The sequence below is a fragment of the Streptomyces sp. NPDC049627 genome (genome assembly GCF_044465645.1).
Classification (GTDB): domain Bacteria; phylum Actinomycetota; class Actinomycetes; order Streptomycetales; family Streptomycetaceae; genus Streptomyces.
In genome coordinates this window covers 134,977-161,336 of the sequence record NZ_JBITLW010000017.1, presented here as the reverse complement: position 1 = coordinate 161,336, position 26,360 = coordinate 134,977, and the positions used below count along the sequence as shown (strand labels likewise).

The following is a 26,360-nucleotide window of genomic DNA, read 5'->3' as shown; positions in this document are numbered from 1 at the left end:
GGTGGCATGGTGAGATGCCACTCCGTGGCGCCGGGCGCCGACTACGAGGCGGCGCGCGCCTCTTCACGCATCCTTTCTGCCAGCTGCGGCGGCATCGGCTCGTGCCGCGCGTAGTTGCGGTTGAAGCGTGCGGTGCCGTGGGACAGCGACCGAAGGTCGACGGCGTACCGGCCGATCTCGATCTCGGGCACCTCGGCCTTGATGAGGGTGCGGCCACCGCTGGTCTGCTCGGTGCCGAGGACGCGGCCGCGCCGCCCGGACAGGTCGCTCATCACGGCGCCGACGTAGTCGTCGCCGACGAGGACGGACACCTCGGCCACCGGCTCCAGCAGATGGATCTTCACGTCCGCCGCCGCCTCCCGCAGCGCGAGCGCGCCGGCCGTCTGGAACGCGGCGTCGGAGGAGTCCACGGAGTGCGCCTTGCCGTCGAGCAGCGTGACCCGGACGTCGATGAGCGGGTAGCCGGCCGCAACTCCCTTGGCCGCCTGGGCCCTTACGCCCTTCTCCACCGACGGGATGAACTGCCGGGGCACCGCGCCGCCGACCACCTTGTCGACGAACTCGATGCCCGAGCCGCCCGGCAGCGGCTCCACCTCGATCTCGCAGATGGCGTACTGGCCGTGCCCGCCGGACTGCTTGACGTGCCGGCCGCGGCCCGCCGACTTGCTGGCGAACGTCTCCCGCAGGGACACCCTGTGCGGGACGACGTCGACCTGCACGCCGTAGCGACTGCGCAGCCGTTCGAGGGCCACGTCCGCGTGCGCCTCACCCAGGCACCACAGCACCACCTGGTGGGTGTCCTGGTTCTGTTCGAGCCGCATGGTCGGGTCCTCGGCGACCAGCCGGGACAGGCCCTGCGACAGCTTGTCCTCGTCCGCCTTGCTGTGCGCCTGGATGGCGAGCGGCAACAGCGGGTCGGGCATCTGCCAGGGCTCCATCAGCAGCGGGTCGTCCTTGGCCGACAGCGTGTCGCCGGTCTCCGCGCGGCTCAGCTTCGCCACACAGGCCAGGTCGCCCGCGATGGCGTGGGTGAGCGTCCGCTGCTGTTTGCCGAAGGGCGCGGACAGGGCGCCGATCCGCTCGTCGACGTCGTGGTCCTCGTGTCCGCGGTCGGCCAGCCCGTGCCCGGAGACGTGCACCGTCTCGTCGGGGCGCAAAGTGCCGGAGAACACACGGACCATCGACACCCGCCCGACGTACGGGTCGGACGCCGTCTTCACGACCTCCGCGACCAGCGGCCCGTTCGGATCGCACAGCTTCAGCTCGCGCGGCTTGCCGTCCACCGTGGTGACCCGGGGCGCCTCGCGCTCCAGCGGTGTCGGGAAGCCCCGCGTGACCAGTTCGAGCACCTCGACCGTGCCGAGTCCCTGCCGGGCACCGTCGGCCGCGGGGGCGGCGGCCAGCACCGGGAAGAACGTGCCGCGCGCGACGGCTCGCTCCAGGTCCTCGATCAGCGTCTTGACGTCGACCTGCTCGCCGCCGAGATACCGGTCCATGAGGGTCTCGTCCTCGCTCTCCGCGATGATCCCCTCGATCAGCCGGTTACGGGCCTCCTCGATCTCCGGCAGCCGGTCGTCGTCCGGTTCGGACTCCTTGCGCTCTCCGGACGAGTAGTCGAACAGCTTCTGTGACAGCAGCCCTACCAGGCCGGTCACGGGCGCGTGCCCGTCCGGGCCCTGCGGGCCGTGCAGCGGCAGATACAGCGGGAGCACGGCGTCGGGGTCGTCGCCGCCGAAGGCCTCCGCGCAGATCCGCGTCATCTCCTCGTAGTCGGCCCGCGCGGCCTCCAGGTGTGTGACCACGATCGCGCGCGGCATGCCGACGGCCGCGCACTCCTCCCACACCATGCGGGTCGAGCCGTCCACGCCGTCCGAGGCGGAGACGACGAAAAGGGCCGCGTCCGCCGCGCGCAGACCGGCCCTGAGCTCCCCGACGAAGTCGGCGTATCCGGGGGTGTCCAGCAGGTTGACCTTGATGCCGTCCCATTCGACCGGCACCAGGGAGAGCTGCACCGAGCGCTGCTGCCGGTGCTCGATCTCGTCGTAGTCGGAGACGGTGCCGCCGTCCTCCACACGGCCCGCCCTGTTCACTGCCCCCGCGGTGAGCGCGAGAGCCTCCACCAGAGTCGTCTTGCCGGATCCGCTGTGGCCGACCAGCACCACATTCCGTACGGACGCGGGGTGGTCGGCCGCTGTAGCCCTGCCGGCGGCTCCGGGGTGTGCGTTCGCCTTGTCGCCCATGATCCTGCCTCCCGTGCACGGTGAGGTCACTGTGGGCGCGGACATGCGGATCCGCGTGCGATGGCGGCTCCGGTGACGCCCGCGGTTCTTCGAGCTTTCCACTCCCGTCACGGTGCGTCCATACGAAGGACGTGATCGCGCCGTCCGGCACCCGTGGACCGGGCCGACCGGCCCGGGTACGAGTGCCCGGCGGTCGCACTCACGCGCGCGTGGCTACGATGGGCCAGCCGGTGGCCAGCAAGGGCCGCACGGCGCCCGTACCGACCCTCGGGAAGGCCATGCTGAACAAGTACGCGCGTGCTTTCTTCACGCGTGTCCTCACGCCGTTCGCCGCATTTCTGATCAGGCGGGGCGTCAGCCCTGACATGGTCACGTTGATCGGCACCGCCGGCGTGATGGCCGGCGCGCTGGTCTTCTACCCCAGGGGCGAGTTCTTCTGGGGCACGGTCGTGATCACGCTGTTCGTGTTCTCCGACCTCGTCGACGGCAACATGGCCCGCCAGCTCGGCCGCTCCAGCCGCTGGGGCGCTTTCCTGGACTCCACCCTGGACCGGGTCGCCGACGGCGCGATCTTCGGCGGTTTCGCCCTCTGGTACGCCGGTGGCGGCGACGACCTCGTGCTGTGCGCCGTGTCGATCTTCTGCCTGGCCAGCGGCCAGGTCGTGTCGTACACCAAGGCCCGTGGCGAATCGATCGGCCTGCCGGTCGCGGTCAACGGCCTCGTCGAGCGGGCCGAGCGCCTGGTGATCTCGCTGGTCGCGGCCGGTTTCGCGGGCCTGCACAAGTTCGGGGTACCCGGCATCCAGTACCTGCTGCCCGTCGCCCTGTGGATCGTCGCCGTCGGCAGCCTCGTCACGCTGATCCAGCGGGTCGTCACGGTCCGCCGCGAGTCGGCGGAGGCGGAGGCGGACGAGGCGGCCGCCGCGCAGGAGAAGCCGCAGAGCGCCGCTCAGCAGAACGCCTCTCATGGGAGCGAGGCCGCCAAGTGAGTGCCCGGGAGCGGCTCACGGACGCGCTGTACGGCCTCGGCTGGGGCACGGTCAAGAAACTCCCCGAGCCGGCCGCCGTGCGACTCGGCCGCACCATCGCCGACCTCGCCTGGAAGCGGCGCGGCAAGGGCGTGCAGCGGCTGGAGAGCAACTACGCGCGCGTGGTGCCCGACGCGAGCCCACAGCGCCTTGCCGAGCTCTCGCGCGCGGGCATGCGGTCGTACCTGCGCTACTGGATGGAGTCGTTCCGGCTGCCCGCCTGGAGCGCCGAGCGCATAAGAAACGGCTTCGACCCCAAGGACGTCCACCACCTGACCGACGGCCTGGCCTCCGACCAGGGCGTCATCCTCGCCCTGCCGCACCTGGCCAACTGGGACCTCGCGGGCGCCTGGGTCACCACCAAACTCGAGACGCCGTTCACGACGGTCGCCGAACGCCTCAAGCCCGAGACGCTGTACGACCGTTTCGTCGCCTACCGCGAGGGCCTCGGCATGGAGGTCCTGCCGCACAACGGCGGCGCCGCCTTCGGCACGCTCGCCCGCAGACTGCGCGACGGCGGCCTGGTCTGCCTGGTCGCCGACCGTGACCTGTCCGCCTCCGGCGTCGAGGTGGACTTCTTCGGCGCCACGGCCCGCATGCCCGCAGGCCCGGCTCTCCTCGCCCAGCAGACGGGGGCGCTCCTGCTCCCGGTCACGCTCTGGTACGACGACTCGCCCGTCATGCAGGGCCGGGTGCATCCCCCGATCGAGGTACCCGAGACAGGTACCCGGGCCGAGAAGACGTCTGTCATGACACAGGCGCTGGCCGACGCCTTCGCCTCAGGGATCGCCGAACATCCGGAGGACTGGCACATGCTCCAGCGCTTGTGGCTCGCCGACCTCGAACCACGACCCGTCGACGGTCCGGCCGGGGAGCGCCCGTGAAGATCGGCATCGTCTGCCCGTACTCCTGGGACGTACCGGGCGGCGTGCAGTTCCACATCCGCGACCTCGCCGAGTACTTCATCCGGCTCGGCCACGAGGTGTCCGTCCTGGCACCCGCCGATGACGACACCCCCCTCCCGCCGTACGTGGTCTCGGCGGGCCGGGCCGTTCCGGTCCCGTACAACGGCTCGGTGGCCCGCCTGAACTTCGGCTTCCTGTCGGCGGCACGCGTGCGCCGCTGGCTGCACGACGGCGAGTTCGACGTGGTCCACATCCATGAGCCGACCTCGCCGTCCCTGGGCCTGCTGACCTGCTGGGCGGCGCAGGGCCCGATCGTCGCCACGTTCCACACCTCCAACCCCCGGTCGAAGGCGATGATCGCCGCGTACTCGATCCTCCAGGCCGCCCTGGAGAAGATCAGCGCCCGGATCGCGGTGAGCGAGTACGCCCGCCGCACGCTGGTCGAACACCTGGGCGGCGACGCGGTGGTCATCCCCAACGGCGTGGACGTCGACTTCTTCGCCAAGGCCGAGCCCAACCCCGAGTGGCAGGGCGATACCCTCGGCTTCATCGGCCGCATCGACGAGCCCCGCAAGGGCCTGCCGGTCCTGATGAAGGCCCTCCCGAAGATCCTCGCCGCCCGACCGCAGACCCGGCTCCTCGTGGCGGGCCGCGGCGACGAGGAGGAAGCGGTGGAGTCCCTGCCCCGCGAACTCCGCTCCCGCGTGGAGTTCCTCGGCATGATCAGCGACGCGGACAAGGCACGCTTCCTGCGCAGCGTCGACCTGTACGTCGCCCCCAACACCGGCGGCGAGAGCTTCGGCATCATCCTGGTCGAGGCCATGTCGGCCGGGGCACCCGTCCTGGCCTCGGACCTCGACGCCTTCGCCCAGGTTCTCGACCAGGGCGCGGCGGGCGAACTCTTCACCAACGAGGACGCCGACGCGCTGGCCGAGGCGGCCGTACGGCTCCTGGGCGACCCGGCGCGACGGGCGGAACTGCGGGAGCGCGGCAGCACCCACGTACGGCGCTTCGACTGGTCGACGGTCGGCGCGGACATCCTGTCGGTCTACGAGACGGTGACGGCGGGCGCCGCGGCGGTGGCGGCGGACGAGAGGGCCGGGGGCGGCGGGAGCGGGCTTCGGGCGCGGTTGGGGTTGGCGAGGGACTGACGGGACTGGCGGGACTCATGGGGAAGAGCTCTCGACGCCGGCCCGCGTCATTCAGCCCGTCCGGCGTTTGAGGACGAGGCCCCTTCAGGGCCGAAAGCGGGGTCTGGGGGCCGCAGGCCCCCAGGGACCGGGGTCGAAGGGGCGGAGCCCCTTCAAGGATGGGACGGGTAGGGGCTTGCGGGGGCGAGAACCACCGACGGCCACCACAGCCCCGCACGACACCCGGCTGACCCGGCGCAGCTAGTCTGCCGCCCGTGACCGCAACCCTCATCTGGATCCTCGTAGCCCTCGTCGCGATCGGCCTCTACCTCAGCTGGACCGCAGGCCGCCTCGACCGCCTGCACGCCAGGATCGACGCGGCCCGCGCCGCGCTCGACGCCCAGCTGCTGCGCCGCGCCTCCGTGGCCCAGGAACTGGCCACCTCCGGCGTACTGGATCCGGCCGCGTCGATCGTCCTGTACGAGGCGGCCCACGGCGCCCGCCAGGCCGAGGAGGAGCACCGCGAGGTCGCCGAGAGCGAGCTGAGCCAGGCGCTGCGGGCGGTGTTCGCCGAGACCCCGCAGGTGGAGGCCGTACGGGAGGCGCCCGGGGGAGAGGCGGCGGCCCGCGAGCTGACGGAGGCGGTACGCCGGGTACCGATGGCCCGCCGCTTCCACAACGACGCGGTGGGAGCGGCCCGCCGACTGCGCGAGCACCGCAAGGTCCGCTGGTTCCGGCTGGCCGGACACGCGCCCTTCCCTCTGGCCTTCGAAATGGACGACGAGCCACCTGCGGCACTGGTCGACAGAGCCGCCTGACCAGCGCGTTCGCAGCACGGTCCGGCAAAAGGATCCACGGGCTTCACATTGGCCCTTGCTGTGGACTGGTCCACTCCCGTTTCCTCGGTGCTTGCAGTAACCCTCTTTCACCGAGCGAGGTCACCCGTGTCCATCTCCGAAAACCAGGCCCCCGAGACCGGCACCGCGCGCGTGAAGCGCGGCATGGCCGAGCAGCTCAAGGGCGGCGTGATCATGGACGTCGTCACGCCGGAGCAGGCGAAGATCGCCGAGGACGCGGGCGCCGTCGCCGTCATGGCCCTGGAGCGGGTCCCGGCCGACATCCGCAAGGACGGCGGCGTGGCCCGTATGTCCGACCCGGACATGATCGAGGGCATCATCGATGCCGTCTCCATCCCGGTCATGGCCAAGTCCCGCATCGGCCACTTCGTCGAGGCCCAGGTCCTGCAGTCCCTCGGCGTGGACTACATCGACGAGTCCGAGGTCCTGACCCCGGCCGACGAGGTCAACCACTCCGACAAGTGGGCCTTCACCACGCCGTTCGTCTGTGGCGCCACCAACCTCGGCGAGGCCCTGCGCCGCATCGCCGAGGGCGCCGCGATGATCCGTTCCAAGGGCGAGGCCGGCACCGGCAACGTCGTCGAGGCCGTCCGCCACCTGCGCCAGATCAAGAACGAGATCGCCAAGCTGCGCGGCTTCGACAACAACGAGCTGTACGCCGCCGCCAAGGACCTGCGTGCCCCGTACGAGCTCGTCAAGGAGGTCGCCGAGCTCGGCAAGCTCCCGGTCGTGCTGTTCTCCGCCGGTGGCGTGGCCACCCCGGCCGACGCCGCGCTGATGCGTCAGCTCGGCGCCGAGGGCGTCTTCGTCGGCTCCGGCATCTTCAAGTCCGGCGACCCGGCCAAGCGCGCCGCCGCCATCGTCAAGGCGACCACCTTCTACGACGACCCGAAGATCATCGCGGACGCGTCCCGCAACCTCGGCGAGGCCATGGTCGGCATCAACTGCGACACCCTGCCCGAGGCCGAGCGCTACGCCAACCGCGGCTGGTAAGCAACCCCCCAAGGACTGCACGTTCATGACTGACGCACCCGTCATAGGCGTCCTGGCCCTCCAGGGCGACGTACGGGAGCACCTCATCGCCCTGGCCGCGGCCGACGCCGTGGCCAGGCCGGTGCGGCGCCCCGAAGAGCTCGCCGAGGTCGACGGCCTCGTCATCCCCGGCGGCGAATCCACGACCATCTCCAAGCTGGCCATCCTCTTCGGCGTGATGGAGCCGCTCCGCGCGCGCGTGCGCAGCGGTATGCCCGTCTACGGCACCTGCGCCGGCATGATCATGCTCGCGGACAAGATCCTCGACCCGCGCTCGGGCCAGGAGACGATCGGCGGCATCGACATGATCGTGCGCCGCAACGCCTTCGGACGGCAGAACGAGTCCTTCGAGGCGGCGGTGGACGTCGAGGGCGTCGAGGGCGATCCTGTGGAGGGCGTCTTCATCCGCGCCCCGTGGGTCGAGTCCGTCGGCGCCGAGACCGAGGTGCTCGCCGAGCACGACGGCCACATCGTCGCGGTCCGCCAGGGCAACGCGCTCGCCACGTCGTTCCACCCGGAACTGACCGGCGACCACCGGATGCACGCCCTGTTCGTGGACATGGTGCACGCGAACCGGGTGGCCGAGTCCTTGTAGGATCTCTGGCGTTCGTTCATAGATGGGTTACGCGAAGGAGACAGGCAGATGTCCGGCCACTCTAAATGGGCCACGACGAAGCACAAGAAGGCCGTGATCGACGCCAAGCGCGGCAAGCTCTTCGCGAAGCTGATCAAGAACATCGAGGTCGCGGCGCGCATGGGCGGCGTCGACCTCGACGGCAACCCGACGCTCTATGACGCCGTCCAGAAGGCCAAGAAGCAGTCGGTCCCGAACAAGAACATCGACTCCGCGATCAAGCGCGGCGGTGGTCTCGAGGCCGGTGGCGCCGACTACGAGACGATCATGTACGAGGGCTACGGCCCGAACGGCGTCGCGGTGCTCATCGAGTGCCTCACCGACAACCGCAACCGCGCCGCCTCAGACGTCCGTGTCGCCATGACCCGCAACGGCGGCAACATGGCCGACCCGGGCTCCGTGTCGTACATGTTCAGCCGCAAGGGCGTCGTCATCGTCCCCAAGGGCGAGCTGACCGAGGACGACGTCCTCGCCGCCGTCCTGGACGCGGGCGCCGAGGAGGTCAACGACCTCGGCGAGTCCTTCGAGGTCATCAGCGAGGCCACCGACCTGGTCGCGGTCCGCACCGCCCTCCAGGAGGCCGGCATCGACTACGACTCCGCCGACTCCAGCTTCGTCCCGTCCGTCCAGGTCGAGCTCGACGAAGAGGGCGCCAAGAAGATCTTCAAGCTGATCGACGCGCTCGAGGACAGCGACGACGTGCAGAACGTCTTCGCCAACTTCGACGTCAGCGACGAGATCATGGAGAAGGTCGACGCGTAGCGCTGCCGCGACGCGACGGAGTTCACGGGCTCAGCGGGCCGACGGGGCATCCCCGTCGGCCCGTCGCTTTGCCGGGAGTTGCTGTCCGGCGTTGTCGGTGGCACCCGATAGCCTGCACAAACCGGGGGTACCGCCCGGCGAAGCTGGGGGAGAGCGAAAGGGAGGGGCGCGTGCGCGTACTGGGGGTGGACCCGGGCCTGACGCGATGCGGTGTCGGCGTGGTCGAAGGAGTCGCCGGACGCCCGCTCACCATGCTCGGCGTCGGCGTCGTCCGTACGCCCGCGGACGCCGAGTTGGGCCACCGCCTGGTCGCCATCGAGCAGGGCATCGAGCAGTGGCTGGACGAACACCGGCCCGAATTCGTCGCCGTGGAGCGGGTGTTCAGCCAGCACAACGTCCGTACGGTCATGGGCACCGCCCAGGCCAGCGCCGTCGCCATGCTCTGCGCCGCCCGCCGTGGCATCCCCGTCGCGCTGCACACCCCGAGCGAGGTCAAGGCCGCCGTCACCGGCAGCGGCCGCGCCGACAAGGCCCAGGTCGGCGCCATGGTCACCCGCCTCCTGCGGCTCAGCGCCCCGCCCAGACCGGCCGACGCCGCCGACGCCCTCGCGCTCGCCATCTGCCACATCTGGCGCGCCCCCGCGCAGAACCGACTGCAGCAGGCCGTGGCCCTGCACACAGCAAAGGCTTCATCGAAAGGCCGTATCGCATGATCGCGTTCGTCAGCGGCCCGGTCGCCGCCCTCGCCCCCGACTCCGCGGTGGTCGAGGTGGGCGGGATCGGCATCGCCGTCCAGTGCACGCCGAACACCCTCTCGGGCCTGCGGATGGGTCAGCAGGCCAAGCTGGCCACCTCCCTCGTCGTCCGCGAGGACTCGCTCACCCTGTACGGCTTCGCCGACGACGACGAGCGCCAGATCTTCGAGCTGCTGCAGACCGCGAGCGGCGTCGGCCCACGCCTTGCCCAGGCCATGCTGGCCGTCCACTCGCCCGACGCCCTGCGCCGAGCCGTCGCCACCGGCGATGAGAAGGCCCTCACCGCCGTCCCCGGCATCGGCAAGAAGGGCGCCCAGAAGCTGCTGCTCGAGTTGAAGGACCGATTGGGCGAGCCGATCGGCTCGCCCGCGGTCGGTACGCCGGTCACCAGCGGTTGGCGCGACCAGTTGCACGCCGCCCTGATCGGCCTCGGCTACGCCACCCGCGAGGCCGACGAGGCCGTGGCCGCCGTAGCACCGCAGGCCGAGGCGACCGAGGGCACGCCCCAGGTCGGCCAGTTGCTGAAGGCCGCCCTGCAGACGCTCAACAGAGCTCGTTGAGCCCTGATCGCCCTAAGCCACCACGAGACCCGAGGCACACGTCATGAACTGGGACGACACCACCGACACCCCCGCCCCCGAGCGGCTCGTCGGTGCGTCCGCCGACCGTGAGGACCAGGCCGTCGAGGCCGCGCTGCGCCCGAAGGACCTGGACGAGTTCATCGGCCAGGAGAAGGTCCGCGAACAGCTCGACCTCGTCCTGCGTGCCGCACGCGCGCGTGGCGCCACCGCCGACCATGTGCTGCTCTCCGGCGCCCCCGGCCTCGGCAAGACGACCCTCTCCATGATCATCGCCGCCGAGATGGGCGCCCCCATCCGCATCACCTCCGGCCCCGCCATCCAGCACGCCGGCGACCTCGCCGCGATCCTCTCCTCCCTCCAGGAGGGCGAGGTCCTCTTCCTCGACGAGATCCACCGCATGTCCCGGCCCGCCGAGGAGATGCTGTACATGGCGATGGAGGACTTCCGCGTCGACGTGATCGTCGGCAAGGGGCCGGGCGCCACCGCCATTCCGCTGGAGCTTCCGCCGTTCACCCTGGTCGGCGCCACCACGCGCGCGGGTCTGCTGCCGCCGCCGCTGCGCGACCGCTTCGGCTTCACCGCGCACATGGAGTTCTACGAGCCCGCCGAGCTGGAGCGCGTCATCCACCGCTCCGCGCACCTCCTCGACGTCGAGATCGAGGCCGACGGCGCCGCCGAGATCGCCGGTCGCTCCCGTGGTACCCCCCGTATCGCCAACCGCCTGCTGCGCCGGGTGCGCGACTACGCCCAGGTCAAGGCCGACGGGATCATCACCAAGGACATCGCCGCGGCCGCCCTCGCTGTCTACGAGGTCGACGCCCGCGGCCTCGACCGCCTCGACCGCGCCGTCCTGGAGGCCCTGCTCAAGCTGTTCGGCGGCGGCCCGGTCGGCCTGTCCACGCTCGCGGTCGCGGTGGGGGAGGAGCGCGAGACCGTGGAGGAGGTCGCCGAACCCTTCCTCGTACGGGAGGGACTGCTGGCCCGCACCCCGCGTGGCAGGGTGGCCACTCCCGCCGCCTGGGCACATCTCGGCCTCACCCCGCCCGGTTCGTCAGCTGCGGGAAACGGACAACAGGACCTGTTCGGGGCGTGACGGCGCCGTGATGCCGCCATGACGGCGAGCTCAGTGGCCGGAGCAGGAACCCCGGTGCCATGCTGAGCGTTGTTCCCTGCGCGGAGACTCGCTTAGACTCCGCCGATGCCGCCGTTGTCGGCGGCACACAATCCCCCAACCATCAAGGCCGCTCACCATCGCGGTCGTGTGAAGGAAGTTCCGACCCGTGAGTCTCGTGACCCTCCTCCCGTTCATCGTGCTCATCGGGGCCATGTTCCTGATGACCCGGTCGGCCAAGAAGAAGCAGCAGCAGGCCGCCGACATGCGGAACCAGATGCAGCCCGGATCCGGTGTCCGCACCATCGGAGGCATGTATGCCACGGTCAAGGAGGTCAGCGACGACACCGTCCTCCTTGACGCCGGCCCGGGCGTGGAGCTCCTCTTCGCCAAGAACGCGATCGGTGCCGTCCTCTCCGACGACGAGTACAACCGCATCGTGCACGGCATCGAGCACGACCTGAAGTCCGACGTCGTCCCCGACGACGCCTCCTCCCTCACCGAGGCCGACGAGCCCGCCGCTGCCGCCGCCTCCGACGACAAGCCCGTCGACTTCGGCAAGAAGGACGAGAAGGACGCGAAGGACGAGGCCGAGGAGCCGTCCGAGGACGCCGTGGCCGCCGAGGCAAAGGCGGACGACGAGCCGAAGAAGACCGACGGCGACTCCGAGGCGAAGTAGCCATGTACCGGGGCGCGCAGGTCACGCCTGCGCGCCCCCGGGCATGCCGATCTCGCACGGGGATCCCCAGACCATGTCATGGCCGTCCGCCCGCTGATCCGGCGCGAGGCGGCCCGAGAGGGAGTACGAGAAGGTGGCAGCACCTAAGAAGGGCCGGAACGCGAGCGCCCAGAGCAAGCCAGGGCGCTCGCTGGCCCTCATCCTGATCGCCATCGCGGCGCTCACCGGAGGGATGTTCGCAACGGGGGACACCACTCCGCGCCTTGGCATCGACCTTGCCGGCGGCACGAGCATCACGCTCCGCGCGGAAGCCGAGCCCGGCCAGGAATCCGCGATCAACAAGACCAACATGAACACCGCGGTCGAGATCATGGAACGCCGTGTCAATGGTCTGGGCGTCTCGGAGTCCGAGGTACAGACCCAGGGCGACAAGAACATCATCGTCAACATCCCCAAGGGCACGAACTCCAAGGAAGCCCGGGCACAGGTCGGCACCACCGCCAAGCTGTACTTCCGTCCGGTGATCGCCACCGAGGTGTCCGGCGGCGGAGCGACGCCCACCCCCTCGCCGAGCGCCTCCAGCAGTGCGTCGGGCGACTCCGGCAAGGCGACCCCCTCGGCGTCCCCCTCCGGCAGCCCGTCGGCGAGCCCCACCACGCAGGGCCGCGCGGTCACCGACGCCCTGAAGGCCGACTCCTCGCCGTCGGCGAGCGCGTCCTCCAGCGCTTCCCCGTCCGCGAGCAGCACCCCCTCCGGCGACGCGGCGAGCGGCAAGCTCGAAGCCCAGTACGCCGCGCTGGACTGCAGGAAGGAAGCGGTCCGCGCCAAGGCGGGAGACGGCGCCAAGCCCACCGAGCCCACCGTGGCCTGCGGTCAGAACTCGGCGGATCAGTGGGAGAAGTACATCCTCGGCCCCGCCGAGGTCGACGGCACGGACGTCGACGAGGCCAAGGCCGTCTTCCAGGCTCAGACCGGCGCCGGCTGGACCGTGACCATGAAGTTCACGGACTCGGGCAGCAAGAAGTTCGCCACCACCACCGGCAAGCTGGCCAAGAACCAGCCGCCGCAGAACCAGTTCGCCATCGTCCTGGACGGTGAGGTCGTCTCCGCGCCGAGCGTGTCCCGCTCCATCGCCGGTGGCAACGCCGAGATCACCGGCAACTTCAACCAGGAATCGGCTCAGAGCCTGGCCAACATGCTGTCGTACGGCGCCCTGCCGCTGACGTTCAGCGAGGACAGCGTCACCACGGTGTCCCCGGCGCTCGGCGGTGAGCAGCTGAAGGCCGGTCTGATCGCCGGTGCGATCGGTCTGGCCCTGGTCATCATCTACCTGCTGGTCTACTACCGCGGTCTGTCGTTCATCGCGATCCTCTCGCTGTTGGTCTCCGCTGCCCTGACCTACACGATCATGTCGTTGCTCGGCCCGACCATCGGCTTCGCGCTCAATCTGCCGGCCGTCTGCGGTGCCATCGTCGCCATCGGCATCACCGCGGACTCGTTCATCGTCTTCTTCGAACGCGTCCGTGACGAGATCCGGGAGGGTCGCTCGCTGCGCCCCGCCGTCGAGCGGGCCTGGCCGCGCGCCCGGCGCACCATCCTGGTCTCCGACTTCGTGTCGTTCCTCGCCGCCGCGGTGCTGTTCATCGTGACCGTCGGCAAGGTCCAGGGCTTCGCGTTCACGCTGGGTCTGACCACCCTGCTCGACGTGGTCGTGGTGTTCCTGTTCACCAAGCCGCTGCTGACGATCCTGGCCCGTAGGAAGTTCTTCGCGAGCGGCCACAGCTGGTCGGGCCTCGACCCCAAGCGACTGGGTGCCAGGCCGCCGCTGCGCCGCACCCGGCGTCCCTCCGCCCCCATCGAGACGAAGGAGGCGTGAGATGTCGAAGCTCGGCAACCTCGGCGCCCGACTGCACCGTGGCGAAGTCGGCTACGACTTCGTCGGCAACCGCAAGATCTGGTACGGCATCTCGATCCTGATCACCATCACGGCCATCGTCGGCCTGGCGGTGCGCGGCCTGAACATGGGCATCGAGTTCCAGGGTGGAGCCGTCTTCAACACCCCGGCCACCGTCTCGGTGTCCCAGGCACAGGAGTACGCGGAAGAAGCGTCCGGCCACGACGCGATCGTCCAGAAGCTCGGCAGTGGCGAAAAGGCCACGCTCCGCATCCAGGTAGCGGGCATCGACACCGCCGAGGCCGACAAGGTCTCCGCGGCCCTGGCCAAGGACCTGGACGTCGCGGAGAAGGACGTCACCGGCGAGCTGGTCGGCCCCAGCTGGGGTGAGCAGATCGCCAACAAGGCGTGGCAGGGCCTCGGGATCTTCCTCGTCCTCGTGGTGATCTACCTGGCGATCGCGTTCGAGTGGCGCATGGCGCTCGCCGCGTTCGTCGCCCTGATCCACGACATCACCATCACGGTCGGCATCTACGCCCTCGTCGGCTTCGAGGTCACGCCGGGCACGGTGATCGGTCTGCTGACGATCCTCGGTTACTCGCTCTACGACACGGTCGTCGTCTTCGACAGCCTCAAGGAGCAGACGAAGGACATCACCAAGCAGACCCGCTGGACCTACAGCGACATCGCCAACCGCTCGATCAACAGCACCCTGGTCCGCTCCGTCAACACCACGGTGGTCGCGCTGCTGCCGGTCGGGGGCCTGCTGTTCATCGGTGGCGGTTTCCTCGGCGCGGGCATGCTCAACGACATCTCGCTGTCGCTGTTCGTGGGTCTTGCGGCCGGTGCGTACTCCTCGATCTTCATCGCCACACCGCTCGTCGCCGACCTCAAGGAGCGCGAGCCGCAGATGAAGGCCCTGAAGAAGCGCGTGCTCGCCAAGCGCGCCCAGAGCGCGGCGCAGGGCGAGTCGCCGGCCGCCCGGGCCGACGACGAGGCGCACATCGACGAGTCGGAGGACGCGGCCCCCGCGGTGGTCGGCCCGCGCAACCAGCCCGCGTCCCGCGGCCGGGGCCGCGGCCGACCCTCGGGGAAGCGCCGATGACCGAGACCGCAGACGTCACGACGCTTCTGCTCAGCCGTATCCGCGATGTGGCGGACTATCCGGAGCCGGGCGTGATGTTCAAGGACATCACCCCGCTCCTGGCGGACCCGGCGGCGTTCACGGCGCTCACCGACGCGCTGGCCGAGATCGCCGGCAACACCGGCGCCACGAAGATCGTCGGTCTGGAGGCCCGCGGCTTCATCCTCGGCGCCCCCGTCGCCGTCCGCGCGGGCGTCGGCTTCATCCCGGTGCGCAAGGCGGGCAAGCTTCCCGGAGCGACGCTCAGCCAGGCGTACGACCTGGAGTACGGCTCGGCGGAGATCGAGGTGCACGCCGAGGACCTGACGTCGGGCGACCGCGTCCTGGTCATCGACGACGTCCTGGCGACGGGCGGCACCGCCGAGGCCTCGATCCAGCTGATCCGCCGGGCGGGCGCCGAGGTGGCAGGCCTGGCGGTCCTGATGGAACTGGGCTTCCTGGGCGGCCGCGCCCGCCTGGAGCCGTCCCTGGCCGGGTCCCCGCTGGAAGCGCTGCTGGTGATCTGACGCGGAAGCCACGCTCTGCACGTTGCGAAACGGCCGTCCCGGGGAGTCCGGGACGGCCGTTTCGTGGGTGACGGGGGGCGTGCAGCGCGCCCCAAAGGGGCGCGGGGAACTGCGCGACCAGCCACGATGTAGCTGCAGTCGGCAACGGAGCTCAGCCCTCCACATCCCCTCCGGAATGCCGGCGACAGCCCCTCGCGTTTCACCGGTAGACGGCCCTCACATCGGCCTGAAGGCGATCCTGCGGCCCAGGATCGCTACCATGGGGTCTCCGGAGCCTGACCGGGGGACCCGGATCGCGCACGAGGAGCCCTCTTGCCAGACGAGGCCCAGCACCTGACCGCCGCCAAGCCCGAGTCCGCCTCGGCGCCCGCGGCGAAGCCCGCGCCGAACGCGTCGCACGCCAAGAACGACCCGCGCGGAACGGTCGAGCATGCCCAGTCCGCGCCCGTCGACAAGCCGGCCGAGCAGGCCCGCCCCAAGCCGGCCCCACCCGAGCGCTCCGCGACCGCACCCGTACGCCCGAACACCGGCCAGCCGGCCCGCACCGGCTCCTCCAACCGCGTCCGCGCCCGCCTCGCCCGCCTCGGCGTCCAGCGCTCGAACCCGTACAACCCGGTGCTGGAACCGCTGCTGCGCATAGTCCGCAGCAACGACCCGAAGATCGAGACGTCGACCCTCCGCCAGATCGAGCGCGCCTACCAGGTCGCCGAGCGCTGGCACCGCGGCCAGAAGCGCAAGAGCGGCGACCCGTACATCACCCACCCGCTGGCGGTCACGACCATCCTCGCCGAGCTGGGTATGGATCCGGCCACGCTGATGGCGGGCCTGCTGCACGACACCGTCGAGGACACCGAGTACGGCCTCGACCAGCTCCGCCGCGACTTCGGCGACTCCGTCGCCCTGCTCGTCGACGGCGTCACCAAGCTGGACAAGGTCAAGTTCGGCGAGGCCGCGCAGGCCGAGACCGTGCGCAAGATGGTCGTGGCCATGGCCAAGGACCCCCGCGTCCTGGTCATCAAGCTCGCCGACCGCCTGCACAACATGCGCACCATGCGCTACCTCAAGCGCGAGAAGCAGGAGAAGAAGGCGCGCGAGACCCTCGAGATCTACGCGCCGCTCGCCCATCGCCTCGGCATGAACACCATCAAGTGGGAGCTGGAGGACCTCGCCTTCGCGATCCTCTACCCCAAGATGTACGACGAGATCGTACGGCTGGTGGCCGAGCGGGCACCGAAGCGTGACGAGTACCTGGCCATAGTGACCGACGAGGTCCAGCAGGACCTGCGCGCGGCCCGCATCAAGGCGACCGTCACCGGACGCCCGAAGCACTACTACAGCGTCTACCAGAAGATGATCGTCCGCGGTCGCGACTTCGCGGAGATCTACGACCTGGTGGGCATTCGTGTCCTCGTCGACACGGTCCGCGACTGTTACGCCGCCCTCGGCACCGTGCACGCGCGATGGAATCCGGTCCCCGGCCGGTTCAAGGACTACATCGCGATGCCCAAGTTCAACATGTACCAGTCGCTGCACACGACGGTCATCGGCCCCAACGGCAAGCCCGTCGAGCTGCAGATCCGCACGTTCGACATGCACCGCCGCGCCGAGTACGGCATCGCCGCGCACTGGAAGTACAAGCAGGAGGCCGTCGCCGGCGCCTCCAAGGTGCGCTCCGACGTGCCCAAGGCGGGCAAGGGCAAGGACGACCACCTCAACGACATGGCGTGGCTGCGCCAGCTCCTCGACTGGCAGAAGGAGACCGAGGACCCGGGCGAGTTCCTGGAGTCCCTGCGCTTCGATCTGTCCCGCAACGAGGTCTTCGTCTTCACTCCCAAGGGCGACGTCATAGCGCTTCCGGCGGGTGCCACTCCGGTCGACTTCGCGTACGCCGTCCACACCGAGGTCGGCCATCGCACCATAGGCGCGAGGGTCAACGGACGTCTGGTCCCGCTCGAATCCACCCTGGACAACGGCGACTTGGTCGAGGTCTTCACCTCCAAGGCGGCCGGCGCGGGCCCCTCCCGCGACTGGCTCGGCTTCGTGAAGTCGCCGCGCGCCCGTAACAAGATCCGGGCCTGGTTCTCCAAGGAGCGCCGGGACGAGGCGATCGAGCAGGGCAAGGACGCGATCGTCCGCGCGATGCGCAAGCAGAACCTGCCGATCCAGCGCATCCTGACCGGCGACTCGCTGGTCACGCTCGCGCACGAGATGCGCTACCCGGACATCTCCGCGCTGTACGCGGCGATCGGCGAGGGCCACGTCTCCGCTCAGAACGTCGTGCAGAAGCTCGTCCAGGCGCTCGGCGGCGAGGAGGCCGCCACCGAGGAGATCGACGAGTCGGTCCCGCCGACGCGCGGTCGCAGCCGTAAACGCCGCTCCAGCGCCGACCCCGGCGTCATCGTCAAGGGCGTCGAGGACGTGTGGGTCAAGCTGGCCCGGTGCTGTACGCCCGTACCCGGCGACCCGATCATCGGCTTCGTCACGCGGGGTAGCGGAGTATCGGTTCACCGCAGCGACTGCGTGAACGTGGAGTCACTGTCCCGTGAGCCCGAGCGCATCCTCGAGGTCGAGTGGGCGCCCACGCAGTCCTCGGTCTTCCTGGTCGCCATCCAGGTCGAGGCCCTGGACCGCTCCCGGCTCCTGTCGGACGTCACCCGCGTCCTGTCCGACCAGCACGTCAACATCCTCTCCGCGGCCGTCCAGACGTCCCGCGACCGCGTCGCCACCTCCCGCTTCACCTTCGAGATGGGCGACCCGAAGCACCTCGGGCACGTCCTGAAGGCGGTCAGGGGCGTCGAGGGCGTCTACGACGTGTACCGCGTGACGTCGGCGCGCAGCCGGTCGTAAGGCATACGAGCCGGTCGTAAGGCATACGACGAGAGGGGCCCCGTACGCGATGTACGGGGCCCCTCTCGTCGTACTGGCGTGTCGCCGACCGTCAGCCGCCGAACTCCTGCAGACCCTTCAGCGCCTGGTCCAGCAGCGCCTGGCGGCCCTCCAGCTCACGCTCCAGCTTGTCGGCCTTGGCGTTGTTGCCCTGGGCACGCGCCTGCTCGATCTGGCCCTTCAGCTTGTCCACGGCGGCCTGGAGCTGACCGGTCAGACCCTCGGCACGCGCGCGTGCCTCCGGGTTGGTCCGGCGCCACTCGGCCTCCTCGGCCTCCTGGAGGGCCCGCTCCACGGCGTGCATCCGGCCCTCGACCTTCGGCCGGGCGTCCCGCGGCACATGGCCGATGGCCTCCCAGCGCTCGTTGATCGAGCGGAAGGCGGCCCGCGCGGACTTCAGGTCGCCGATCGGCAGCAGCTTCTCGGCCTCCTCGGCCAGCTCCTCCTTCAGCTTGAGGTTCTCGGCCTGTTCGGCGTCGCGCTCGGCGAAGACCGAGCTGCGGGCGGCGAAGAAGATGTCCTGAGCGCCGCGGAAGCGGTTCCACAGGTCGTCCTCGTGCTCACGCTGGGCGCGGCCCGCGGCCTTCCACTCCGACATCAGCTCGCGGTAGCGCGCCGCCGTCGGACCCCAGTCCATCGACCCGGACAGCGACTCGGCCTCGGCGACCAGCCGCTCCTTGGTCTTGCGGGCCTCCTCGCGCTGCGCGTCCAGCTGCGCGAAGTGTGCCTTGCGACGCTTGGAGAACGCCGATCGGGCGTGCGAGAAGCGGTGCCACAGCTCGTCGTCCGACTTGCGGTCGAGCCGCGGCAGACCCTTCCAGGTGTCCACCAGGGACCGCAGCCGCTCACCGGCGGCCCGCCACTGGTCGGACTGCGCCAGCTCCTCGGCCTCGACGACCAGCGCCTCCTTGGCGTGGCGCGCCTCGTCCGACTGCTTCGCCCGCTGCGCCTTGCGCTCCTCACGGCGCTTCTCGACGGTCTCGACCAGCTTGTCCAGGCGGGTCCGCAGGGCGTCCAGGTCACCGACCGCGTGGTGGGCGTCGACCTGCTCACGGATGTGGTCGATCGCGGCCTGGGCGTCCTTCGCCGACAGGTCGGTGGTCTTCACTCGCTTCTCGAGGAGGCCGATCTCGACAACCAGGCCCTCGTACTTGCGCTCGAAGTAGGCCAACGCCTCCTCGGGGGAGCCGGCCTGCCAGGAACCGACGACCTGCTCGCCGTCGGCCGTACGCACGTACACGGTCCCCGTCTCGTCGACGCGGCCCCACGGGTCGCTGCTCACAGCGCCTCCTCCACATGATGCCTGCAAGGGGCTTGTGTTCCCCCGGGCATCGTCCACAGTTTCGTCACGGCCAACATAGGCGACCGGCGGGTTGCCTGTCCGCATCCCGCGCGACCGAAATTTCCCAGCTGGCGGTCAGGATTCGGTGACCGTCGCCTTGTTGATCACGACCGTCGCGTTGGGTGCGGTGTTCTGGGTCGTGGGGTCGGCGGGCTGGGCCCCGGCGTCCGCAATCTTCTTGAGTACCTTCATGCCGGATGCGGAAACGGTACCGAACGGTGTGTAGCTCGGCGGAAGCTGACTGTCCTGGTAGACGAGGAAGAACTGGCTTCCGCCGGTGTTCGGCTGGTTGGTGTTGGCCATCGCGACGGTGCCCGCGGGGTAGATGTTGTCCTTGAGGCTTTTGTCCTTCAGGTTCTCGTCCGGAATCGTGTACCCGGGACCACCCGTGCCGGTGCCCGTCGGGTCGCCGCACTGCAGAACGTAGATGCTGCTGTCGGTCAGCCGGTGGCACTTGGAGTGGTCGAAGTAGCCCTTCCCGGCGAGGAAGTTGAACGAGTTGACGGTGTGCGGCGCGGCCGACGCCTTCAGCGCGATGTCTATGTCACCGCATGTCGTCGCCAGCTTCATCGTGTACTTCGCCGACTTGTCGATGGTCATTTCCGGCTCGTTCTTCCAGGTGGCCTTCTTGACCTTGCCCGCGGCGGGCTTCTCGCACGGGTCCGGGGCCTTGCTGGTCGGGCTGGGCGTGACCTCGGCGTTCGCGTTCGCCTTGCTGTCGTCGTCGCCCTTGAGGACTCCGGTCGTGTACAGCGCGAGGCTGCCGATGACGACCACCGCGAGGGCCGACGCGATCGCCGCGTTGCGCGTGCGCGCCTTGCGCCGGGCGACCGTGCGCCGCTGCTGCTGCCGCAAGAACTTCTCCCGGGCGAGCTGACGCCGCCGCTGTTCCTGGCTGACCACCGGGTTCTCTCCTCATGCGTCGTGTGTGTCGACCGGTACGCGTGCGTCCAATGAGCCGATCGCCTGCGTGTGCCCCGTACCGTATATGGGTTCGCTGAGGAATCGGCAGCGCCGGTAGGCTCTGACGACAGGCGGAGCCCGCCGACAACCCACCTGTGTCGACACAAACGAAGGACGAACGTGCTCATTGCCGGGTTCCCCGCCGGGGCCTGGGGGACGAACTGTTATCTCGTCGCCCCCGCCGCCGGTGAGGAGTGCGTGATCATCGACCCGGGCCACGAGGCGGCCCCAGGAGTCGAGGAGACGCTGAAGAAGCATCGGCTCAAGCCCGTCGCCGTCGTCCTCACCCACGGCCACCTCGATCACGTGGCCTCGGTCGTCCCCGTGTGCGGGGCGCACGACGTACCGGCCTGGATCCACCCCGACGACCGGTACATGATGAGCGACCCGGAGAAGGCGCTCGGCCGGTCCATCGGGATGCAGCTGATGGGCGAGCTGACCATCGGGGAGCCGGACGACGTCAAGGAGCTGACCGACGGCGCCAAGCTGGAGCTGGCGGGTCTGGAGCTCTCCGTCGCGCACGCGCCGGGCCATACCAAGGGGTCGGTGACCTTCGGCCTGCCCGAGGCGGCGGACATCCCGCCGATCCTCTTCTCGGGCGACCTGCTGTTCGCCGGCTCCATCGGACGCACCGACCTGCCCGGCGGTGACATGGCCGAGATCCTCGACTCGCTGGCCCGCGTGTGCCTGCCGCTCGACGACTCGACCGTGGTGCTGTCCGGCCACGGCCCCCAGACGACCATCGGCCAGGAGCGCGCCACCAACCCGTATCTGCGGCAGGTGGCCGCCGGCTCGGGAGCTCAGCCGGCTCCCCGACGAGGAATGTGACGAGACTTTCCGTGAGCACCTTCAAGGCCCCCAAGGGCACGTACGACCTGATCCCGCCGGATTCCGCCAAGTACCTGGCCGTCCGTGAGGCGATCGCGGCACCGCTGCGCAACTCGGGCTACGGCTACATCGAGACGCCCGGCTTCGAGAGCGTCGAACTGTTCGCGCGCGGCGTCGGCGAGTCCACCGACATCGTGACCAAGGAGATGTACGCCTTCGAGACCAAGGGCGGCGACCGGCTCGCCCTGCGCCCCGAGGGCACGGCCTCCGTCCTGCGCGCGGCGCTGGAGGCCAACCTGCACAAGGCGGGCAACCTCCCGGTCAAGCTCTGGTACTCGGGCTCCTACTACCGCTACGAGCGTCCCCAGAAGGGCCGTTACCGGCACTTCTCCCAGGTCGGCGCCGAAGCGATCGGCGCGGAGGACCCGGCGCTGGACGCCGAGTTGATCATCCTGGCCGACCAGGCGTACCGCTCGCTGGGCCTGAGCAACTTCCGCATCCTCCTCAACAGCCTGGGCGACAAGGAGTGCCGCCCGGTCTACCGGGCCGCGCTGCAGGACTTCCTGCGCGGTCTGGACATCGACGAGGACACGCGCCGCCGCGCCGAGATCAATCCGCTGCGCGTCCTCGACGACAAGCGCGAGTCGGTCCAGAAGCAGCTCGGCGACGCCCCGCTGCTGCGCGACTACCTCTGCGACGCCTGCAAGGCGTACCACGAGGAGGTCCGCGAGCTGATCACGGCGGCGGGCGTGGTCTTCGAGGACGACCCGAAGCTGGTGCGCGGTCTGGACTACTACACGCGTACGACCTTCGAGTTCGTCCACGACGGTCTGGGCTCCCAGTCCGCGGTCGGCGGCGGCGGCCGCTACGACGGCCTGTCCGAGATGATCGGCGGCCCCGCGCTGCCGTCCGTCGGCTGGGCCCTCGGTGTCGACCGCACCGTCCTGGCCCTGGAGGCGGAGGGCGTGGAGCTCGAACTCCCGGCGTCCACCAGCGTCTTCGCGGTACCGCTCGGCGAGGAGGCCCGCCGGATCCTGTTCGCCAAGGTCACCGAGCTGCGCAAGGTCGGCATCGCGGCCGACTTCTCCTACGGCGGCAAGGGCCTCAAGGGCGCCATGAAGAACGCCAACCGCAGCGGCGCCCGCTACACGATCGTGGCCGGCGAACGCGACCTCGCCGAGGGCGTCGTCCAGCTCAAGGACATGGAGTCCGGCGAGCAGGCGGCCATCGGCGTCAACGAGATCGTGGCGGAGCTGGAAGCCCGTCTGGGCTGATTTTCCCGAAAGGAGGGGGACCCGGCCGGGTCCCCCTCCTTTGCTGTTCCGTGGGTGTCCTGAACCGAACGCCTTCCCGTACGCGCGCGTATTTCCTTATGTCCCGTGAACGGCGGGCACGCGTGCGTGTACGGCACAATGTGCCGTGCCCGGAGAAGGTCCAACTCTCAAGTGACGGAATCGGCGTGATGAGCAAGACGACAGTCAAAGACGTCTCCACCGAGCCCGAGCCGGAGCGTGCCGAGGCGGCGCCGCGATCGGTGGGCGGCAGCCGTGCGTTCGCCCTGATGCTGGTGATCACCGGCGCGGCGGGGCTGCTTGCCGCGTGGGTCATCACGATCGACAAGTTCAAGATCCTCGAGGCCGAGATCGCGGGGAAGACCTTCACACCCGACTGCAGCCTCAACCCGATCGTGTCCTGTGGCAGCGTCATGCAGAGCAAGCAGGCGTCCGTCTTCGGGTTCCCCAACCCCATGCTGGGCCTCGTCTGCTACGGCATCGTCATCTGCGTCGGCATGAGCCTGCTCGCCCGCGCCCGCTTCCCGCGCTGGTACTGGCTGACCTTCAACGCCGGCACGCTCTTCGGTGTCGCCTTCTGCACGTGGCTGATGTACCAGTCGCTCTACAACATCAACGCGCTGTGCCTGTGGTGCTCGCTCGCCTGGGCCGCGACGATCACGATGTTCTGGTACCTGACCTCGTTCAACGTCCGCAACGGTTTCCTGCCCGCCCCGCGTCCGCTGAAGAACTTCCTCGGCGAGTTCACCTGGGTGCTCCCGGTGACGCATTGCGGTGTCATCGTCATGCTGATCTTCACCCGCTGGGGCAGCCAGCTCTGGGCCTGACGACCCGTTCCGGCGTCGATGTCAGTGCGGTGATTTAGGGTTTCCCACGTGGAGCCCGATCTGTTCACCGCCGCCGCAGAAGAGCGTCAGGAGAAAGACCCCGCCGGCAGTCCCCTGGCGGTGCGCATGCGCCCGCGCACCCTGGACGAGGTCGTGGGCCAGCAGCACCTGCTGAAGCCGGGCTCGCCCCTGCGCCGCCTGGTCGGCGAGGGGGCCAAGGGCCCGGCGGGGCCGTCGTCGGTGATCCTCTGGGGTCCGCCCGGCACCGGCAAGACGACCCTGGCGTACGTCGTCTCCAAGGCCACCAACAAGCGCTTCGTCGAGCTGTCCGCCATCACCGCCGGAGTGAAGGAGGTCCGCGCGGTCATCGACGGAGCCCGCCGTGCCACCGGTGGTTTCGGCAAGGAGACCGTCCTCTTCCTCGACGAGATCCACCGCTTCAGCAAGGCCCAGCAGGACTCCCTCCTCCCGGCCGTCGAGAACCGCTGGGTGACCCTGATCGCGGCGACCACCGAGAACCCGTACTTCTCGGTCATCTCGCCCCTGCTCTCCCGCTCCCTCCTCCTCACCCTGGAACCCCTCACCGACGACGACCTGCGCGGCCTCCTCAAGCGTGCCCTCACCGACGAGCGAGGTCTGGGCGGCTCCGTCACGCTCCCCGAGGACACCGAGGCCCACCTGCTGCGCATCGCCGGCGGAGACGCCCGCCGGGCCCTGACCGCCCTGGAGGCCGCCGCCGGGGCCGCGCTCGACAAGGGCGAGTCGCAGATCGCCCTCCGGACGCTGGAGGAGACGGTCGACCGGGCCGCCGTGAAGTACGACCGCGACGGCGACCAGCACTACGACGTCGCCAGCGCCCTCATCAAGTCCATCCGCGGCTCCGACGTCGACGCCGCGCTGCACTACCTGGCCCGGATGGTCGAGGCCGGCGAGGACCCCCGCTTCATCGCCCGCCGCCTGATGATCTCCGCCAGCGAGGACATCGGCCTGGCCGATCCCAACGCGCTGCCCATAGCCGTCGCCGCAGCTCAGGCCGTCGCCATGATCGGGTTCCCCGAGGCCGCCCTCACCCTCAGCCACGCCACCATCGCCCTCGCCCTCGCCCCCAAGTCCAACTCCGCGACCACCGCGATCGGCGCCGCCCTGGACGACGTACGCAAGGGACTGGCGGGACCCGTCCCGCCCCACCTGCGCGACGGGCACTACAAGGGCGCCGCCAAGCTCGGGCACGCGCAGGGGTACGTCTATCCGCACGACCTGGCCGAGGGCATCGCCGAGCAGCAGTACGCCCCGGACGCCCTCAAGGACCGCGAGTACTACACCCCGACCCGGCACGGGGCCGAGGCGCGGTACGCGGACGCCGTGGAGTGGACCAGGAAGCACCTCGGTCGCAGGCGGTCCTGAACAGCCTGTAGACTCGCTCGAAGTGCTGTGTCCCGTGCAGTCAGAACGGGACGGTCAGCCGGAGCTCCGGTCCTCGGACCGGCTCCAGGAGCGTCGCGCACCGTTCGAATGGTGTCGCGGGCAGCCCACCACCACTCGTCGCACGACGGGAACGGTCGGTGGGCCACTCGCGTGCTGCACGTATGTGCCCAGACCAGGGGAGCGGCTGCCCGGAAGGTCCCCGGTGGACCCGATGGGTTTCCCCGGCTGCGGATGCGACCTCCCTCAACCCTGACAAGCCGAACACTGAGAAATGAGAGATTGTGGCGAACCAGTCCCGCCCCAAGGTCAAGAAGTCGCGTGCCCTCGGCATCGCGCTGACCCCGAAGGCCGTCAAGTACTTCGAGGCCCGTCCCTACCCGCCGGGTGAGCACGGCCGTGGCCGCAAGCAGAACTCGGACTACAAGGTCCGTCTGCTGGAGAAGCAGCGTCTGCGTGCGCAGTACGACGTGTCCGAGCGTCAGCTCGTCCGCGCCTACGAGCGTGCCTCCAAGGTTCAGGGCAAGACCGGTGAGGCCCTGATCATCGAGCTCGAGCGCCGTCTCGACGCCCTGGTCCTGCGTTCGGGCATCGCCCGCACCATCTACCAGGCCCGTCAGATGGTCGTTCACGGCCACATCGAGGTCAACGGCCAGAAGGTCGACAAGCCGTCCTTCCGCGTCAAGCCGGACGACGTCGTGATGGTCCGCGAGCGCAGCCGCGAGAAGACCCTCTTCTCGATCGCCCGCGAGGGTGGCTTCGCCCCCGAGGGTGAGACCCCGCGCTACCTCCAGGTGAACCTCAAGGCCCTGGCGTTCCGCCTGGACCGTGAGCCGAACCGCAAGGAGATCCCGGTGATCTGCGACGAGCAGCTCGTCGTCGAGTACTACGCCCGTTGATCCTTCAGCGGTCGTAGGACTTCTGCGCCTCAGCCCGTCGTCTCCCCGCCCTTCCGGGTGGGGGAGGCGGCGGGCTTTCGCATGCTCGTAATGCGGTACGGAACGCTGCGTCCGGCGCGATAGGCTCAGCCTCGGAACCAGGTTCAATACTAGGTTCGGAACCTAGGTTCCATGACAGGTACAGACCCTTAGGGAGCGGGTGCACACAGTGTCCGGTGGAGAAGTTGCCGGGATCCTGGTGGCTGTCTTCTGGGCGATCCTGGTCTCCTTCCTCGCCGTCGCCCTGGTGAGGCTGGCCCAGACGCTCAAGGCGACCACCAAGCTCGTAGCCGACGTGACCGACCAGGCCGTCCCGCTCCTGGCAGAGGCCTCCACGGCGGTGCGCTCCGCCCAGACCCAGATCGACCGGGTCGACGCCATCGCCTCCGACGTCCAGGAGGTCACGTCGAACGCCTCCGCGCTGTCGACCACCGTCGCCTCCACCTTCGGCGGCCCCCTGGTCAAGGTCGCGGCCTTCGGCTACGGCGTGCGCCGGGCCCTCGGCGGCCGCAAACAGGAGGACGCGCCCGCCGACTCGCCCCGGCGTACCGTGATCGTGGGCCGGACGGTCCCTGCCGCACGACGCAAGCGGAAGTAAGGACTG

Annotated in this window: 24 protein-coding genes; 21 read left to right on the top strand and 3 right to left on the bottom strand. The window is 69.8% G+C overall.

All coding sequences use genetic code 11. The features are described 5' to 3' along the window. Positions 1-41: 41 nt before the first annotated feature. Positions 42-2,240 (bottom strand): elongation factor G-like protein EF-G2, encoded by a 2,199-nt coding sequence (locus ACIBU0_RS37860; protein WP_398827816.1) that lies wholly within the window; start codon positions 2,238-2,240, stop codon positions 42-44. 218 nt (positions 2,241-2,458) lie between these two features. On the opposite strand from ACIBU0_RS37860, the gene pgsA reads away from it, so the two are divergent. The 15 genes from pgsA to relA all read left to right on the top strand — a co-directional run bounded on the left by pgsA (position 2,459) and on the right by relA (position 18,105). Beyond that, positions 2,459-3,229: a phosphatidylinositol phosphate synthase gene (gene pgsA / locus ACIBU0_RS37855; RefSeq protein WP_398827997.1), complete on the top strand. Its 771-nt coding sequence runs from the start codon at positions 2,459-2,461 to the stop codon at positions 3,227-3,229. Further along, a complete protein-coding gene (locus ACIBU0_RS37850; RefSeq protein WP_398827814.1) occupies positions 3,226-4,152 on the top strand; it encodes a phosphatidylinositol mannoside acyltransferase in 927 nt (308 codons plus the stop codon). Before pgsA ends, ACIBU0_RS37850 begins: the two co-directional genes overlap by 4 nt. Continuing rightward, on the top strand, positions 4,149-5,324 hold the full coding sequence (locus ACIBU0_RS37845) for a glycosyltransferase family 4 protein (RefSeq protein ID WP_398827812.1): 1,176 nt from the start codon (positions 4,149-4,151) through the stop codon (positions 5,322-5,324). Before ACIBU0_RS37850 ends, ACIBU0_RS37845 begins: the two co-directional genes overlap by 4 nt. A gap of 254 nt (positions 5,325-5,578) precedes the next feature. Continuing rightward, the gene (locus ACIBU0_RS37840) at positions 5,579-6,121 is read left to right on the top strand and encodes a hypothetical protein (protein WP_398827810.1); all 543 of its coding nucleotides are present in this window, start codon (positions 5,579-5,581) and stop codon (positions 6,119-6,121) included. A gap of 126 nt (positions 6,122-6,247) precedes the next feature. Continuing rightward, positions 6,248-7,153 (top strand): pyridoxal 5'-phosphate synthase lyase subunit PdxS, encoded by a 906-nt coding sequence (pdxS, locus tag ACIBU0_RS37835; protein ID WP_398827808.1) that lies wholly within the window; start codon positions 6,248-6,250, stop codon positions 7,151-7,153. Positions 7,154-7,178: 25 nt separating this feature from the next. After that, the gene (pdxT, locus tag ACIBU0_RS37830; RefSeq protein WP_398827806.1) at positions 7,179-7,787 is read left to right on the top strand and encodes a pyridoxal 5'-phosphate synthase glutaminase subunit PdxT; all 609 of its coding nucleotides are present in this window, start codon (positions 7,179-7,181) and stop codon (positions 7,785-7,787) included. A 48-nt stretch (positions 7,788-7,835) separates the two neighbouring features. Continuing rightward, positions 7,836-8,588 carry a YebC/PmpR family DNA-binding transcriptional regulator gene (locus ACIBU0_RS37825; protein WP_398827804.1) on the top strand — a complete coding sequence of 251 codons (753 nt, stop codon included), beginning with the start codon at positions 7,836-7,838 and terminating at the stop codon, positions 8,586-8,588. Between the two features lie 170 nt (positions 8,589-8,758). Beyond that, positions 8,759-9,301: a crossover junction endodeoxyribonuclease RuvC gene (gene ruvC / locus ACIBU0_RS37820; RefSeq protein WP_398827803.1), complete on the top strand. Its 543-nt coding sequence runs from the start codon at positions 8,759-8,761 to the stop codon at positions 9,299-9,301. Next, positions 9,298-9,903 (top strand): Holliday junction branch migration protein RuvA, encoded by a 606-nt coding sequence (gene ruvA / locus ACIBU0_RS37815; RefSeq protein WP_398827801.1) that lies wholly within the window; start codon positions 9,298-9,300, stop codon positions 9,901-9,903. Before ruvC ends, ruvA begins: the two co-directional genes overlap by 4 nt. A 43-nt stretch (positions 9,904-9,946) precedes the next feature. Then, a complete protein-coding gene (gene ruvB, locus ACIBU0_RS37810; protein ID WP_398827799.1) occupies positions 9,947-11,017 on the top strand; it encodes a Holliday junction branch migration DNA helicase RuvB in 1,071 nt (356 codons plus the stop codon). 187 nt (positions 11,018-11,204) lie between these two features. Continuing rightward, complete coding sequence (gene yajC / locus ACIBU0_RS37805; RefSeq protein ID WP_398827797.1) at positions 11,205-11,714, top strand: preprotein translocase subunit YajC; 510 nt, start codon at positions 11,205-11,207, stop codon at positions 11,712-11,714. A 133-nt stretch (positions 11,715-11,847) separates the two neighbouring features. Next, positions 11,848-13,590 carry a protein translocase subunit SecD gene (gene secD, locus ACIBU0_RS37800; protein ID WP_398827795.1) on the top strand — a complete coding sequence of 581 codons (1,743 nt, stop codon included), beginning with the start codon at positions 11,848-11,850 and terminating at the stop codon, positions 13,588-13,590. A gap of 1 nt (position 13,591) precedes the next feature. Next, on the top strand, positions 13,592-14,713 hold the full coding sequence (secF, locus tag ACIBU0_RS37795; RefSeq protein WP_398827793.1) for a protein translocase subunit SecF: 1,122 nt from the start codon (positions 13,592-13,594) through the stop codon (positions 14,711-14,713). Continuing rightward, the gene (locus tag ACIBU0_RS37790) at positions 14,710-15,258 is read left to right on the top strand and encodes an adenine phosphoribosyltransferase (protein WP_398827791.1); all 549 of its coding nucleotides are present in this window, start codon (positions 14,710-14,712) and stop codon (positions 15,256-15,258) included. The genes secF and ACIBU0_RS37790 overlap by 4 nt, the downstream gene beginning before the upstream one ends. Before the next feature lie 312 nt (positions 15,259-15,570). Beyond that, positions 15,571-18,105: a GTP pyrophosphokinase gene (gene relA / locus ACIBU0_RS37785; RefSeq protein ID WP_398827789.1), complete on the top strand. Its 2,535-nt coding sequence runs from the start codon at positions 15,571-15,573 to the stop codon at positions 18,103-18,105. A gap of 91 nt (positions 18,106-18,196) precedes the next feature. Here the strand turns inward: relA and ACIBU0_RS37780 are convergent, their stop codons facing one another. Next, positions 18,197-19,426: a DUF349 domain-containing protein gene (locus ACIBU0_RS37780; protein WP_398827787.1), complete on the bottom strand. Its 1,230-nt coding sequence runs from the start codon at positions 19,424-19,426 to the stop codon at positions 18,197-18,199. Between the two features lie 135 nt (positions 19,427-19,561). Then, positions 19,562-20,389 (bottom strand): peptidylprolyl isomerase, encoded by an 828-nt coding sequence (locus ACIBU0_RS37775; RefSeq protein WP_398827785.1) that lies wholly within the window; start codon positions 20,387-20,389, stop codon positions 19,562-19,564. Positions 20,390-20,569: 180 nt separating this feature from the next. On the opposite strand from ACIBU0_RS37775, the gene ACIBU0_RS37770 reads away from it, so the two are divergent. The 6 genes from ACIBU0_RS37770 (at position 20,570) to ACIBU0_RS37745 (ending at position 26,354) form a co-directional block, all read left to right on the top strand. Next, positions 20,570-21,277, top strand: coding sequence for an MBL fold metallo-hydrolase (locus ACIBU0_RS37770; protein ID WP_398827783.1), 708 nt, complete (start codon positions 20,570-20,572; stop codon positions 21,275-21,277). 11 nt (positions 21,278-21,288) lie between these two features. Then, positions 21,289-22,551 (top strand): histidine--tRNA ligase, encoded by a 1,263-nt coding sequence (hisS, locus tag ACIBU0_RS37765; RefSeq protein WP_398827781.1) that lies wholly within the window; start codon positions 21,289-21,291, stop codon positions 22,549-22,551. Between the two features lie 188 nt (positions 22,552-22,739). After that, the gene (locus ACIBU0_RS37760) at positions 22,740-23,396 is read left to right on the top strand and encodes a vitamin K epoxide reductase family protein (RefSeq protein ID WP_398827779.1); all 657 of its coding nucleotides are present in this window, start codon (positions 22,740-22,742) and stop codon (positions 23,394-23,396) included. 48 nt (positions 23,397-23,444) lie between these two features. Continuing rightward, entirely contained in the window at positions 23,445-24,800 is a 1,356-nt protein-coding gene (locus ACIBU0_RS37755) for a replication-associated recombination protein A (RefSeq protein WP_398827778.1), read from the top strand. 302 nt (positions 24,801-25,102) lie between these two features. Further along, positions 25,103-25,717, top strand: coding sequence for a 30S ribosomal protein S4 (rpsD, locus tag ACIBU0_RS37750; RefSeq protein ID WP_062674288.1), 615 nt, complete (start codon positions 25,103-25,105; stop codon positions 25,715-25,717). 199 nt (positions 25,718-25,916) lie between these two features. Next, positions 25,917-26,354 (top strand): DUF948 domain-containing protein, encoded by a 438-nt coding sequence (locus ACIBU0_RS37745; protein WP_398827775.1) that lies wholly within the window; start codon positions 25,917-25,919, stop codon positions 26,352-26,354. The last annotated feature ends 6 nt before the right edge of the window (positions 26,355-26,360 follow it).

Coding starts and splice junctions, on each gene's coding strand:
- secF (WP_398827793.1), top strand. CDS start 13,592: ATGTCGAAGCTCGGCAACCTCGGCGCCCGACTGCACCGTGGCGAAGTC.
- pgsA (WP_398827997.1), top strand. CDS start 2,459: ATGGGCCAGCCGGTGGCCAGCAAGGGCCGCACGGCGCCCGTACCGACC.
- ruvA (WP_398827801.1), top strand. CDS start 9,298: ATGATCGCGTTCGTCAGCGGCCCGGTCGCCGCCCTCGCCCCCGACTCC.
- ACIBU0_RS37760 (WP_398827779.1), top strand. CDS start 22,740: ATGAGCAAGACGACAGTCAAAGACGTCTCCACCGAGCCCGAGCCGGAG.
- ACIBU0_RS37860 (WP_398827816.1), bottom strand. CDS start 2,240: ATGGGCGACAAGGCGAACGCACACCCCGGAGCCGCCGGCAGGGCTACA.
- ACIBU0_RS37825 (WP_398827804.1), top strand. CDS start 7,836: ATGTCCGGCCACTCTAAATGGGCCACGACGAAGCACAAGAAGGCCGTG.
- pdxT (WP_398827806.1), top strand. CDS start 7,179: ATGACTGACGCACCCGTCATAGGCGTCCTGGCCCTCCAGGGCGACGTA.
- ruvB (WP_398827799.1), top strand. CDS start 9,947: ATGAACTGGGACGACACCACCGACACCCCCGCCCCCGAGCGGCTCGTC.
- ACIBU0_RS37790 (WP_398827791.1), top strand. CDS start 14,710: ATGACCGAGACCGCAGACGTCACGACGCTTCTGCTCAGCCGTATCCGC.